Consider the following 13,394-nt stretch of genomic DNA (forward strand, 5'->3'; position numbering starts at 1 on the left):
GTATTCGTTCAACAATTGTCTACTTTGCGTTTGACAATTGTTGAATGCAAAGTCAACATATGGATAACTTGCGTTTAACAGCTGTTAAACGAATAAGTACCTTAAGGATTCGGGCTAGATATATTAAGGGAAAAGGTTAAAAGACTACCGGGGAAGGAATAATTCTATTATGTGCTGCAGCAGCAGGGCTGGGGAATCAGAAAAGTTCAAAAGCAGGGAGTCGGAAATATCCGGTGAGAGATGACAGATAAACCGCATCCGTCATCCGCATCTGTCATCCTCAACAACCCAGACCACCAAAGGGTTTGAAGGCAATAAATGAGAGATGACAGATGGTTTCGGGTTTAATTCGTTTTATTGAGCCGTACTGAAAAAAATCGGATATTTTTATTCCATACTTTCATGATACTATAGCAGCAAGGAGCTGTCTCCGTAGCTTAAAAACCGGAAGTCGTTATCGAGGGCATAGTTGTAAATGGATTTCCAGTTGCCGTTTACAAAGGCCGAAATAAGCAACAGCAGGGTGCTCTTGGGCTGATGAAAGTTTGTTATGATTCCCTTCACGATTTTGAATTCGTAACCCGGCGCAATCATGATCTGCGTTGCAGAAAGCAACGTATCGGTCTGGTTGCGATCCAGATAATCCAACAGGGCTGTAAGTGCCTCATGGGCAGTAACCTCTTCGGTATCGTGATAGGGTGTCCATTGGGTAACCACCAGCTCTTCGGATGTTGCATCGGGGTTGTTGACTAACGTCCTTCCCATGTAATAGAGACTTTCGAGTGTGCGGACAGATGTGGTTCCAACCGCGATAATTCGTCCTAAATTGGTCCGTATGTTTTCGATGGCTGAACGGCGTACCGAAATAAATTCCGTATGCATCTCATGATCGCCAATTACTTCACTCTTTACCGGTTTAAAGGTTCCGGCCCCCACGTGCAAAGTAACCTCTTCGCGGGTAAAGCCTTTTGCATCCAGACCGGCCAGTACTTCGGGCGTGAAATGGAGTCCCGCCGTTGGAGCGGCCACCGAACCTTTTATTTTGGAGTAGACCGTTTGATAGGTCTGCAGATCGCTTTCGCGGGTTTCACGGTGCAGATAGGGCGGAATAGGCAGGATACCTGCTGCATCCAGCAGTTCGGCAAAGGTTACCTGCGGATTATTCCACGAGAAGCGGACCAGGTGGCTGTCGCCGGTCGTCTTAATCCGCTCGGCAGATAGCACAACTTCCTTATCATCCATCCGGATAGTTTTATGCAATGCTCCCTCTTTCCATTTCTTCAGATTGCCCACCAGACAAAGCCAGCTGCAGGATTCGGTCTGCTGAAACACCAGGGCATAGTCGTGCGGGATAACCGGTTCCAGACAAAACACCTCGATCTGGGCTCCGGTCTCCTTTTGAAACAGCATGCGGGCCTGTATCACACGGGTATTATTATATACCAGCATACTTCCCTGCGGCAGGTAATCAGACAATTGCTTAAAAACAGCCTCGTCTATTTTACCGTTACGGTAGACCAGCAATTTGGATTCGTCTCGTTTGGTTAACGGAAATTTTGCAATCCGCTCGTCGGGCAGAGGATAATTAAATTCCTCAATACGTATTTGTTCAGTTTTTGCAGTCATTACTTTAATATCTGCGCAAAATTAGTGAACTTTGTCCAGATAATAACTAACAACGCGAATGTATGAATGTTAAAATAGGCGATAAGGTACGGTTCCTGAACAGCGTGGGTGGTGGAATTGTACGCAGATTCAAGGGAAACGACCAGGTAATAGTAGAAGATGAGGATGGATTTGACATTCCGGTTCTTATTCGTGAATGTGTGGTTGTAGGCGACAATATGATGACCAGAAGCAGTGCAGGCAGACCGTCGGCTCCGGCTCCTCAGGTACAGGTAACCGCTCCCGCACCTCAGCCAGAGAAGGTTGAAGAGACAGCCGAAGGCGAAAGACTCAACGTTTTTCTTGCCTACCTGCCTATAGATCCCAAATCGATGCAGCAGACCCGCTACGAAGCATATTTTGTGAATGAGAGCAACTATTTCCTGTTCTACAACTATATGAGCCGCCAAAACAACAGCTGGATGAGCCGAAGCCAGGGTCTGATCGAACCCAACACCAAGATATTCATGGAAGAGTTCGGCAAAGAAGACCTGAACGAGCTTGAACGGATTTGTGTTCAGTTTATCGCATTTAAAAAGGATAAACCCTACGCTATGAAAAACTCCGTGTCGGTCGAATTGCGTTTGGATACAGTAAAATTCTATAAATTGCATTGTTTCCTTGATAACGATTATTTTGATGAGCCGGCTATCCTGGCGCCCATTGTCAGACAAGATATTCCCGAACGGCAGATGCTTATCTCGGCCGCCGCTATCCAGGAAGCCATGCAGCAAAAGGTACGGGAAGAAAAGGTTACGCCTACTGTGGTAAAGAAAAAGACAGAAGCTCCCATCATCGAGGTCGATTTACATACCGAACAGTTACTGGATACCACTGCGGGTATGGACAGTACTGCCATTCTGAACTATCAACTGGATAAATTCCATGAAGTCTTAAAGGAATATGCCGGCGTAAAAGGTCAGAAAATTGTTTTTATCCATGGAAAAGGAGAAGGCGTACTGCGAAAAGCGATTGAAAATGAACTCAAAACAAAATATAAACAGTATTTTTACCAGGATGCTTCTTTTCGCGAATATGGATTTGGAGCCACGATGGTAACAATTAAATAATCCGGATCGGATATGGCCACAGAGATAGAACGTAAATTTTTGGTCAGGGGCGACTTCTTTCCTGAAGTATACGATTCCAAACGCATCGTACAGGGATATATCTGCTCTTCGCCGGAACGATCCGTAAGGGTACGCATCCGCGGAGATGAGGGCTATCTTACCATAAAAGGGGCATCCAACGTGGATGGAACCACCCGATACGAATTTGAAAAGAAGATTACGGAAGAGGAGGCATGCCAGCTGTTGGCGCTTTGTGAGCCGGGTACGATAAGTAAGGTAAGGCACCTTGTAAAAGTGGGCGATCATATCTTTGAAGTGGATGTGTTTGACGGCGAAAACCAGGGATTGGTGGTGGCGGAGATAGAACTGAAGGAGGCTTCGGAAGTTTTTATCCGTCCCGACTGGCTTGGCGAGGAGGTTACAGGTGATGTGCGTTATTACAACTCGATGTTATCCAGACATCCGTATAGTACATGGGAAAATAAGAAATAAAATAAATAATTTAAACTGACTTGTTATATGAAGAAAATCCTCTTGCTCTTGGCGATTACAACTCTTTCGCTGCCGGTTGTTGCAGACGAAGGGATGTGGTTGCTTCCGTTACTTAGGCAGCAAAAGCTGGAAGAGATGAAAAAACTGGGATTGCAGGTAGAGGACTATGACATCTACAATCCCGATTCGTCTTCGCTGAAAGATGCGGTTGTTATCTTTGGCAGCGGATGTACCGGCGAATTTGTTTCGGATCAGGGTTTATTGCTAACCAATCACCATTGCGGGTACAGCCAGATACAACAACACAGTTCGCTCGAGAACGATTACCTTACCAACGGATTCTGGGCCTCTTCCAAAGAGAAGGAGCTTCCCAATCCGGGACTTACAGTCACCTTGATCGATAAGATTGACGATGTTACAGAATACGTTACCAAAGCGCTGGAAGCCGATCCGGACCCGAATGGGATGAATTATCTTTCGCCTTCGTATCTGAACAAACTGGCGGAAAAGAAGGTGGGTGGAAAGTTCTTGCAAGACAATCCCGGAACCGGCGTGGAGATCAAACCTTTCTACGGCGGCAACAAATATTATATGTTTACAACCAAGAAGTACAGCGATGTACGTCTGGTGGGTGCTCCTCCCTCTTCCATCGGAAAGTTTGGTGCGGATACCGACAACTGGATGTGGCCGCGCCACACGGGCGATTTCTCTGTATTCAGGGTGTATGCGGATGCCAGCGGCAATCCCTCGGAATACAAACCCAGCAACGTTCCGCTCAAACCTAAAAAGTGGCTGAAAATTTCCCTTAACGGTGTAAAGGAGAACGACTTTGCCATGATTCTGGGATTTCCCGGACGTACAAACAAGTTCTATACGTCGTGGGAAGTGGCCGAAAGAAGGGATATAGACAATTCCGTACGTATCAAAATACGCGACATCCGTCAGAAAGTAATGCTGGAAGAGATGATGCGCGACCCGCAGGTACGGATTCAGTATGCCAGCAAATACGCCAGCTCCACCAATGCGCATAAGAATGCCATCGGCAGCAACTGGGCCATCAACAAGCGTAATTTTGAAAAGGTGAAGCTGGATGTACAGGACAAGCTGACGGCTTGGTCGAAGCAGAACAACAAACCCGAATATATTGAAGCCATGCAGGCCCTGAAGCAGATTGTGACCGACCGGAAGGATTTACGTTTCAGGAGCTGGATGCTGGATGAGGCTTTGATACGGGGTATCGAGTTCACCGGTATTCCAACCGAAGTGGATCCGATTATCGATGCGCTGAAAAAGAAAGACCAGAAGGCAATCAAGGAACAGCTCACCTTGCTGAACATGGCATACAAGCGCTTCAACAACAAGGATTACTCGGCTGCGGTGGATAAAAAGATAGCCAAAGCTTTGCTTAAGGCCTATGCTGCCGAAATTCCTTTGATTATGCAACCGGCATGTCTGATTGATTGCGAGAAAAAATTCGAGGGTAATACAGACATGTTTATAGACTACCTGTTTGCAGAATCTATCTTTGGAAGCGACAGGAACTTCAACCGCTTTATGAACAACCCTACGGTTAAAGCCTTGGAAAACGATCCGATGATTAAATTTGCCAAATCGGTAAGGGGTGAAAAACTTGCATTAAAGGCTGCCCTGGATGGTTTTGACGACAGCTATGCAGCCGCACACAAAACATTCGTTAAGGGTATTATGGAGATGCAGGGAGAAAAGAACCTGTTTCCGGATGCCAACTCCACGCTTCGTCTGGCCTACGGACAGGTTCGTGGCTACAACGCAAGGGATGCTGTTAACTATGGTTACAAGACCACGCTGGAAGGTGTGATGGAAAAAGAAGATCCCACCAACTGGGAGTTTGTGGTTCCGGATAAATTGAAACAGCTTTATGAAGCGAAGAACTACGCCCCTTACGGCTCTCAGGAAGAGGGTATGCCTGTTGCCTTTACGGCCAACACCCACACCACGGGAGGAAATTCCGGAAGTCCGGTTTTGAACGGCCGGGGCGAGCTTATCGGATTAAACTTCGACCGTAACTGGGAAGGAGTTGGTGGTGATATCCAATACCTGCCCGAATACCAACGAAGTATTATCGTTGATATTCGCTATGTATTGTTCCTGATTGACAAATACGGGGATGCCGGGTACCTGATTGATGAAATGGATCTGCAGAAATAGATCTATACATACAACAGGTCACTCATTATTCCATCGGAAATAAAAATACCCTGGCGGGTTAGCTTCAATACAGAATCCGCATTTACCAGCAAGCCGTTCTTCAAATGAGGAGCGGCTTGTTTCATACAGTAGGTAAGCAGCTCTTCGCCATATAGTTTTTGAAGTTCATGCAGATCAACGCCCCACATGGTTCGTAATCCGGTAATGATAAAATCGTTGTAACTGGTTTTCGTGTCAAGCTCCTCCATTTCCACATCGGGAAATCCGGCCGCGATCCCTTTAAAGTATTTAGTCATCGACGACACGTTCCACTGACGGGTCTTGCCGTCGAATGAGTGGGCGGAGGGCCCTACTCCCAGATACTTGATACCTTTCCAATAGGAGCTGTTGTGGCGGGAATAAAGTTTATTTTTAGCAAAATTGGATATCTCATACTGTTCGTAACCGGCGTCTGTCAATGTATCGATCAGCTCGGTAAACATCGCCACGCTCAGCTCTTCCATTACCGGCTTTACCTTTCCGGCGTGAAGCTGCCTGAACAGAGGCGTTCCCTCTTCGTAAATCAGGTGGTAGGATGACAAGTGCGGAATATCCAGCCGGATGGCTTCCGCAAGGTTGAACTGCCAATCCTCCATCGACTGACCGGGCAGTCCGTATATCAGATCAATACTGAGATTGGTAAAGCCGTTCTCCTTACATAATGCAATGGCTTTAAATGCCTGCCTGCTGTCGTGCCGACGGTTTAAAAAGTGCAAATCCTCGTCCTTGAAACTTTGCACCCCCATACTCACCCGGTTGAAAGGAAGCGTGGCGATACCCTCTACGTAACCCGGAGTCATGTCGTCAGGATTTGCTTCAAGTGTAATTTCTGCATCTTCATCGATCTGATACAGCCGGGTTATTGTTTCAAAGATACGTTCGAACGCCCGTATGTCCAGTTGCGAGGGAGTTCCTCCCCCAAAATAGATTGTTCCTATTCCCTCGCCTGAAAGATACTCCTTGCGAAGCTCCAGCTCCTTTACAACCGAGTCTACATAGGTCTCCTTGTTTTGCATGTTGGTGCTGGAAAAAAAATCGCAGTACGTACAACGTTTGCTGCAGAATGGAACATGTATATAAATGCCTGCCATTTTCAATGTATTGTTTCCTTGCAAATATAACAAAAAAAAGAAACTTGTGCTGAATAACTATGTTCTCAAACAGCTAATAATAATTGGTTATCCCACTTGCTTTTAATAATTTGCGGACTCGTTAGAAAATACTTGTTTAGAGGATTTATTGTTAAACCTAATTAATACCTTATAGCATGAAAGTATACCAAACAAACGAAATTAAGAACATCTCAATTCTGGGAAGTTCGGGCTCTGGGAAAACCACTCTCGCAGAAGCAATGCTTTTCGAGGGTGGGGTAATAAAACGTCGCGGTACAGTTGATGCGAAAAATACCGTATCAGATTATTTTCCGGTTGAGAAAGAGTATGGTTACTCTGTTTTCTCGACCGTTTTCAGTGTTGAATGGCAAGGTAGGAAACTGAATTTTATCGATTGTCCGGGTTCGGACGACTTTATCGGTGGTGCAGTTTCGGCTCTCAGCGTTACCGATACAGCCGTAATTGTACTGAATGCACAATACGGGGTTGAGGTAGGCACTATCAACCATTTCCGCTATACGGAGAAGCTGTCTAAACCGGTGATCTTCGTGGTAAACCAGCTTGATCAGGAAAAAGCCGATTACGACAATGTGCTGGCTCAGCTGAAAGACCGTTACGGAAACAAGGTTGTTCCTATCCAGTATCCTGTGGTATGCGGATCGGGATTCAATCAGGTTGTGGATGTGCTGAAAATGAAATTATATCGCTGGAAGCCCGAAGGGGGCGTTCCGGAAGTTCTTGATATACCGGATGAGGAAATGGATAAAGCCATGGAATTCCATCAGGCATTGGTAGAGGCCTCGGCTGAAAATGATGAGAGTTTGATGGAGAAATTCTTCGAACAGGGAACGCTGACTGAAGACGAAATGAGGGAAGGAATCCGACAGGGATTATTATCCCGTGGGATGTTTCCAGTATTCTGTGTGTGTGCCGGACGTGATATGTGCGTACGTCGTACACTCGAGTTTTTAGGCAATGTGGTTCCTTGCGTAGATAAAATGCCCAAGATGGTTACAACGGATGGCGACGAAGTGGCGCCCGAAGTAAATGGCCCTGCCAGCTTGTTCTTCTTTAAGACGACTGTTGAACCCCATATTGGCGAGGTTTCCTATTTCAAGGTTATGTCCGGAAAGGTAAAGGAATCTGACGACTTGGTGAATGCCGACCGTGGTTCTAAGGAAAGAATCGCACAGATTTTCTCAGTAGCCGGACAAACACGTAATAAAGTAGAGGAAATGGTAGCGGGTGACATAGGTGCCACCGTTAAGCTGAAGGATGTGCGTACCGGAAATACATTGAATGGTAAAGGCTGCGATTATCGATTCGACTTTATAAAATACCCGAACCCCAAATATAAGAGAGCTATCAAGGCTGTAAATGAAGCTGACACAGAAAAGCTAAGTGAGATTCTGACTCGCATGAAAGCCGAGGATCCTACATGGATTGTTGAACAAAGCAAGGAGCTGAAACAGCTGCTCGTTTCGGGTCAGGGAGAATTCCACCTTCGTACACTCAAATGGCGTATCGAAAACAACGATAAACTTCCTATCGAATTTCTGGAACCCAAAATTCCTTATCGTGAAACCATTACCAAATCGTCGCGAGCCGACTATCGTCATAAAAAACAATCGGGCGGTGCCGGACAGTTTGGTGAAGTTCATCTGATTGTTGAACCGTATTTTGAAGGTATGCCGGCTCCGGACACCTATAGATTCAACGGTCAGGAGTTTAAAATGAACGTTCGCGATACACAGGTTATAGATCTCGATTGGGGTGGAAAGCTTGTATTTGTGAACTGTATCGTGGGTGGTGCAATTGAAACCCGTTTCCTTCCGGCAATCCTGAAGGGAATTATGGCCCGTATGGAACAAGGTCCGCTTACCGGTTCGTATGCCCGCGATGTAAGAGTTTTGGTTTACGACGGCAAGATGCACCCGGTTGACAGTAATGAAATTTCCTTCATGCTTGCAGGACGAAATGCTTTCAGTACCGCATTTAAAGAAGCCGGTCCTAAAATTCTGGAACCTGTTTATGATGTGGAAGTTTCGGTGCCTGCCGATTATTTAGGTGATGTAATGGGCGATTTGCAAGGAAGACGTGCCATGATTATGGGTATGAGCAGTGAAAAGAGTTACGAAAAATTATCTGCACGCGTACCTTTGAAAGAGATGTCTTCGTATTCTACGTCCTTAAGTTCCATTACCGGTGGACGAGCCTCGTTTACAATGAAGTTTGCCAGCTACGAACTTGTTCCTGCCGATGTACAGGATAAGTTGCTGAAAGCTTACGAAGCAAGTCAGGCCGAAGATTAACAACTATCCGGGACTTCGGATATCCAGCTATAAAAGGAGAGACACGCGGAGAGTGTCTCTCCTTTTTCTTAAGCTTAATCTTATTTTCATCCGGATGATATGCGCCTGTAATAAAGATCTGTTTCTTTTGTGTAGCTAATAAATACACTATGGAATTAAGAACTTACTATCCTACCATTGTCTTATCGGATATCCACATAGGCTCCGAACATTCAAAAACAGAAGAGGTCACCAATTTTCTGAAACATGTTAACTGCGACCGGTTGATTCTGAACGGAGATATCATTGATGGCTGGCAGTTACAGAAACAAGGGAAGCGCTGGAAAAACAAACATACCGATTTTTTTAAAGTTCTGATGAAAATGATGGAAAAACAAGGTACGGAGATAATCTATGTACGCGGTAATCACGATGATTTTCTGGATCATCTGGCTCCGATGACTTTTTACAATGTTTCCATTGTAAAAGAGTATCTTTTCCATAGTTTCGGTAAAAAATACTACGTGACGCACGGAGATATATTTGACTCGGTTACCACACACATGAGATGGCTTGCCCGACTTGGAGATATCGGTTATACTTTTCTTTTGTGGGTAAATAAGATTTATAACAGGCAGAGGGAAAAATCGGGAAAGCCCTATTTCTCTCTCTCGCAACGGATAAAGAGCAAGGTGAAAAGTGCGGTTTCTTATATTTCGGATTTCGAGAAGGAACTGGTTGCTTTAGCCGTATCGAAAAAGGCAGATGCCATAATATGCGGACATATCCATCAGGCAGCCGACAGATGGTATGGCGATATCCGATACCTGAATTCGGGCGATTGGGTGGAAAGTATGACAGCATTGGTTCAAAATGAACTTGGTGACTGGAAGATTGTTAAGTATAATAGCATGCAACAAGTATCGGAAGATACCTGGAGTAATAAAATACTTTATCCCGAAGTAATATGAAGGTTCTCTTTGTGATTCAGGGAGAAGGAAGAGGTCACCTTACACAGGCTCTTTCCTTAAAGCAGATGCTCCATAATGAGGGGCACGAAGTTGTTGGCGTTTTAGTAGGCAAAAGTCCTTCACGCCAGCTTCCGGGTTTCTTTTGTGATAAGATTGGCGTGCCTGTTTTTCCGTTTGAAAGTCCCAACTTTCTTCCTTCGGCCAAAAACAAACAGGTTACTATTCTAAGAAGCGTGGGGTACAACGTGTGCCGCGGTCATAAGTATTTACGTAGCATCGCCTATATCAATGAGATGATCAAAGAAACGAAAGCGGATGTAGTTGTCAATTTTTATGAGATGCTGACGGGACTCACGTACTTATTGTTTCGCCCAAAGGCAATTATGATTTGCATTGCTCACCAATACATGTTCCTGCATCCCGAGTTTGAATTTCCCGAATTAAACAAAATATCACTGGCTTCTTTAAAATTTTTCACCAAAGTTACAGCCATCGGCTCAAGAAAAAAGCTGGCACTTTCTTTTCGTAAAATGAGGGAAGTTCCTCGTAAAGGGATTGTTGTTGTACCGCCTCTCCTGAGGAATGAAGTGATTGAAGCAAAAGTCGCCCAGGGTGATTATCTGCATGGATATATACTGAACAGTGGATTCAGTGAAGAGGTGAAGGCTTGGCATACAACTCATCCACAGGTTTGCATGCACTTTTTTTGGGATAAAAAGGGAGCCCCTCAAACAGTGGAAATAAATGAGAAGCTGTGTTTCCATCAATTGGACGATGCAAAGTTTGTACAATATATGGCTGGCGCCAAGGCGTATGCCACAACAGCCGGGTTTGAATCTGTATGTGAGGCTATGTACCTGAACAAACCGGTATTAATGGTGCCGACTCACATTGAGCAGGTATGTAATGCCCATGATGCGATGATTTCGGGCGCGGGAGTGGCAAACAGCACCTTTGATCTGGATAAGTTGCTCACGTTATCAGACACGCACCGTTCAAACGAAACTTTCCGGCATTGGGTAAATCAGTCCTCCTGGCTTATCATGAGAGAATTCAGAAGTGATTTATTGATGGAGCCTTATGCAAAGACTAACTTCCGTCGTTTTGCCACCAACTGGGTATACCGGATTAGTCATCGTCTCCCTTTGTAACGAGTATCCGCCTTTTTAATACAGCAAACCAAGCTGCCGAGGTTATTCCCTTTGCAATGCTTGTTAAACTAATGGCCCACCAGACTCCTGTAATCTCCATACCTATGGAAGCCAGCAGCATGGCCAGCGGAATACGTAGCGTATTGAATCCAATGCTTATTACTGCTGGGGGGATGGTTCTGCCGGTTCCGTAGAAAAGCCCTTGTGTGGTGATCTCCAGCATCATGAACAACATGGAATAACCATCGATCCGTAAAAAGACACCTCCGGCTTTATAGGCTTGAGGATCGGGAACAATCAATGAGAAAAGTTCGCTGCCCCAAAACACAAACAACAACGTGCAAAATGTTCCGAAGACAGCTGTCATCTTAAGAGTCGTTGCATAAGCACCTAAAACCCGGTCGTTCTTTCCCGCGGCATAGTTCTGCGCCACAAAGGCACTGAGTGCCGTACTGAATCCTTGCGACGTATTCCAGGCAATGGCCTCCAGCTGTCCACCCGCCGTTAAAGTCATCAATCCGATATGTCCGCCATATAATGAGGCGGTTCTGGCCATAAAAAGGTTTATTATTGAAAAAAGTGTATTCAATATGGCTACCGGCAATCCTAATTTGAAGATGCGTTTTACAAAACGACTTTCCAGCTTCGTAAAGAAAGCAAAACCGCCCAGCACCTCTTTTCTTTTCTTAAGCCGGAAGATAAATAATCCAAGCACTGTTGCTTGAGAAACCCAAGTGGCAATAGCTGCTCCTTCCGTATTCCACCCGAATCCGAAGATAAAAAGCGGATCCAGTATCATATTCAACAAAAGGCCTATTCCGCTAATCATAAAGGGAATCTTACTCTGTCCGGATGCGTTGTAGATTCCTGTAAAAGAAGCTGATAAAAATATAAAAGGAAAGGCCGTAGCAACAATACGCAGGTAGTTGACAGCCTTTGCTGTGATAGCCGGTTCCAATTTGTAAATCTGCATGATAGGCTCTGCGAAGATAAAAAGGATCAGACCCCAGCAAATTGAGATAATAAGAGACAAAGTGAGGTTATGAGATGCATAGCTGCGGGCATCCGGGGCATTCTGAGCACCGATACTTTGTCCGACACTCACCTCAGATCCTACCTTGTTTAATAACGAAATAGAGTTTGTCATCCATGTAAGGATACCTACCGATCCGATAGCAGCAACCGATTCGCTTCCAAGACGTCCCACCCAGGCCATATCCGTGAGGCTATATGCCATTTGCACAAAGGAGGTACCCATAATAGGTACAGCCAGATTAAAAAGTTGCCGGTGAATGGGTCCGCTTGTCAGATTTTTAGTCCCTTGCATTCTATATGATAATTTTTCATGCAAAAGTAGAATATATTTTCTACCTTTATGGCTTCCGACTTAACTGAAATAAATTTAATATGATTACACGAAGAGATTTTTTAAAAACAGGTGTGGCGCTAACTGCCCTGAGTGTTTTACCGAACGATCTTATGGCTGCATCGGCACCTAAAGAAAAAGCCATCGGTTTACAATTGTATAGCGTACGGGATGATTTGCAAAAGGATTTTGATGGAACAATCCGCAAAGTAATTGAAATCGGATATAAGCGGCTGGAAGCAGCAGGATATCGTAACGGTAAGTTTTATGGAAAAACTCCTTCCGAATTTAAGAAATACCTTTCTGATTTAGGCGCTTCCTTAACCGGATCGCACACCGGAAGCGGACTGCTTCCAATGGGTGATACCAAAGGATGGGATTTTTGGAAACAGAATGCGGCCGATACAGCCGAAGCAGGATGTAAGTGGATTGTTCAGGCAGGATATCCTGCAAAAGATATTAAATCAATAGATGATGTAAAAAGGCTGGCCGATCAGTTTAACAAAGTGGGAGAAATTGCCCGCAACAATGGACTACGCTTTGCTTTCCATAATCATATCGAGGAGTTTAAAATGCTTGAGGGTAAGATTCCATATGATGTATTGCTGGATTACACTGAAAACAAGCTGGTTACTTTTCAGATCGACACGGCCCAGATGGTTCATGGCGGTTTTCAGTGCCATGAGTATGTCAAGAAATACCCCGGTCGTTTCGCTAACTGGCATTTGAAAGATGCAAATCTGGATGGCGATGGTAGTACAGAGATGGGTAAAGGAAAAGTTGATTTCAAAGCATTGTTTGCTGTTGCAAAGAAAGCAGGGTTGGAAGATTACTATGTAGAACAGGAGAAATACAATATGACTCCCCTGGAAGCGATAAAGTACGATTACGATTTTATCATGAAAGCAAAATATATTAAATGGTAATCGAGTAGGAGGAAAACAAAAGTAGTTTTCTTCCTACTTTTGTTTTCCGACCTCTCACACCACCGTACATGCCGTTCGGCATACGGCGGTTCTTTAATTACGATGCAGACGGCGATATAATCTC

Annotated in this window: 10 protein-coding genes; 7 read left to right on the forward strand and 3 right to left on the reverse strand. The window is 44.9% G+C overall.

Annotated elements, in window-relative coordinates:
* Window positions 1-408 precede the first annotated feature (408 nt).
* Window positions 409-1,626: an S-adenosylmethionine:tRNA ribosyltransferase-isomerase gene (locus tag AB7E53_RS07375; RefSeq protein WP_079683717.1), complete on the reverse strand. Its 1,218-nt coding sequence runs from the start codon at window positions 1,624-1,626 to the stop codon at window positions 409-411.
* 62 nt (window positions 1,627-1,688) lie between these two features.
* On the opposite strand from AB7E53_RS07375, the gene AB7E53_RS07380 reads away from it, so the two are divergent.
* From AB7E53_RS07380 to AB7E53_RS07390, 3 genes are read left to right on the forward strand one after another with little or no spacing between them, the layout of a single operon-like run.
* Entirely contained in the window at window positions 1,689-2,735 is a 1,047-nt protein-coding gene (locus AB7E53_RS07380; protein ID WP_446774962.1) for a DUF2027 domain-containing protein, read from the forward strand.
* Window positions 2,736-2,747: 12 nt separating this feature from the next.
* Window positions 2,748-3,227: a CYTH domain-containing protein gene (locus tag AB7E53_RS07385; RefSeq protein ID WP_350456048.1), complete on the forward strand. Its 480-nt coding sequence runs from the start codon at window positions 2,748-2,750 to the stop codon at window positions 3,225-3,227.
* Between the two features lie 27 nt (window positions 3,228-3,254).
* The gene (locus tag AB7E53_RS07390) at window positions 3,255-5,414 is read left to right on the forward strand and encodes a S46 family peptidase (RefSeq protein ID WP_421468975.1); all 2,160 of its coding nucleotides are present in this window, start codon (window positions 3,255-3,257) and stop codon (window positions 5,412-5,414) included.
* Between the two features lie 2 nt (window positions 5,415-5,416).
* Here AB7E53_RS07390 and hemW read toward each other — a convergent pair whose 3' ends face one another.
* Window positions 5,417-6,544 carry a radical SAM family heme chaperone HemW gene (gene hemW / locus AB7E53_RS07395; RefSeq protein WP_446774964.1) on the reverse strand — a complete coding sequence of 376 codons (1,128 nt, stop codon included), beginning with the start codon at window positions 6,542-6,544 and terminating at the stop codon, window positions 5,417-5,419.
* A 176-nt stretch (window positions 6,545-6,720) separates the two neighbouring features.
* Between hemW and AB7E53_RS07400 the strand changes: the two genes are divergently transcribed.
* The 3 genes from AB7E53_RS07400 (at window position 6,721) to AB7E53_RS07410 (ending at window position 10,978) form a co-directional block, all read left to right on the forward strand.
* The gene (locus AB7E53_RS07400; RefSeq protein ID WP_446774966.1) at window positions 6,721-8,877 is read left to right on the forward strand and encodes an elongation factor G; all 2,157 of its coding nucleotides are present in this window, start codon (window positions 6,721-6,723) and stop codon (window positions 8,875-8,877) included.
* 149 nt (window positions 8,878-9,026) lie between these two features.
* On the forward strand, window positions 9,027-9,827 hold the full coding sequence (locus tag AB7E53_RS07405; protein WP_446774968.1) for a UDP-2,3-diacylglucosamine diphosphatase: 801 nt from the start codon (window positions 9,027-9,029) through the stop codon (window positions 9,825-9,827).
* Window positions 9,824-10,978: a glycosyltransferase family protein gene (locus tag AB7E53_RS07410; RefSeq protein WP_446774970.1), complete on the forward strand. Its 1,155-nt coding sequence runs from the start codon at window positions 9,824-9,826 to the stop codon at window positions 10,976-10,978. The genes AB7E53_RS07405 and AB7E53_RS07410 overlap by 4 nt, the downstream gene beginning before the upstream one ends.
* Here the strand turns inward: AB7E53_RS07410 and AB7E53_RS07415 are convergent.
* The gene (locus AB7E53_RS07415) at window positions 10,956-12,305 is read right to left on the reverse strand and encodes an MATE family efflux transporter (RefSeq protein WP_446774972.1); all 1,350 of its coding nucleotides are present in this window, start codon (window positions 12,303-12,305) and stop codon (window positions 10,956-10,958) included. The genes AB7E53_RS07410 and AB7E53_RS07415 overlap by 23 nt on opposite strands.
* Before the next feature lie 80 nt (window positions 12,306-12,385).
* On the opposite strand from AB7E53_RS07415, the gene AB7E53_RS07420 reads away from it, so the two are divergent.
* The gene (locus AB7E53_RS07420) at window positions 12,386-13,270 is read left to right on the forward strand and encodes a TIM barrel protein (RefSeq protein ID WP_068182729.1); all 885 of its coding nucleotides are present in this window, start codon (window positions 12,386-12,388) and stop codon (window positions 13,268-13,270) included.
* The last annotated feature ends 124 nt before the right edge of the window (window positions 13,271-13,394 follow it).

The organism is Macellibacteroides sp., assembly GCF_050251695.1.
In the GTDB taxonomy this organism is placed as follows: Bacteria; Bacteroidota; Bacteroidia; order Bacteroidales; family Tannerellaceae; genus Macellibacteroides; species Macellibacteroides fermentans.

Excerpts from the sequence above, each read along its gene's own strand:
- AB7E53_RS07420 (WP_068182729.1), top strand. The coding sequence starts at position 12,386 with ATGATTACACGAAGAGATTTTTTAAAAACAGGTGTGGCGCTAACTGCC.
- AB7E53_RS07390 (WP_421468975.1), top strand. The coding sequence starts at position 3,255 with ATGAAGAAAATCCTCTTGCTCTTGGCGATTACAACTCTTTCGCTGCCG.
- AB7E53_RS07400 (WP_446774966.1), top strand. The coding sequence starts at position 6,721 with ATGAAAGTATACCAAACAAACGAAATTAAGAACATCTCAATTCTGGGA.
- AB7E53_RS07375 (WP_079683717.1), bottom strand. The coding sequence starts at position 1,626 with ATGACTGCAAAAACTGAACAAATACGTATTGAGGAATTTAATTATCCT.
- AB7E53_RS07385 (WP_350456048.1), top strand. The coding sequence starts at position 2,748 with ATGGCCACAGAGATAGAACGTAAATTTTTGGTCAGGGGCGACTTCTTT.
- AB7E53_RS07380 (WP_446774962.1), top strand. The coding sequence starts at position 1,689 with ATGAATGTTAAAATAGGCGATAAGGTACGGTTCCTGAACAGCGTGGGT.
- AB7E53_RS07410 (WP_446774970.1), top strand. The coding sequence starts at position 9,824 with ATGAAGGTTCTCTTTGTGATTCAGGGAGAAGGAAGAGGTCACCTTACA.
- AB7E53_RS07415 (WP_446774972.1), bottom strand. The coding sequence starts at position 12,305 with ATGCAAGGGACTAAAAATCTGACAAGCGGACCCATTCACCGGCAACTT.
- AB7E53_RS07405 (WP_446774968.1), top strand. The coding sequence starts at position 9,027 with ATGGAATTAAGAACTTACTATCCTACCATTGTCTTATCGGATATCCAC.
- hemW (WP_446774964.1), bottom strand. The coding sequence starts at position 6,544 with ATGGCAGGCATTTATATACATGTTCCATTCTGCAGCAAACGTTGTACG.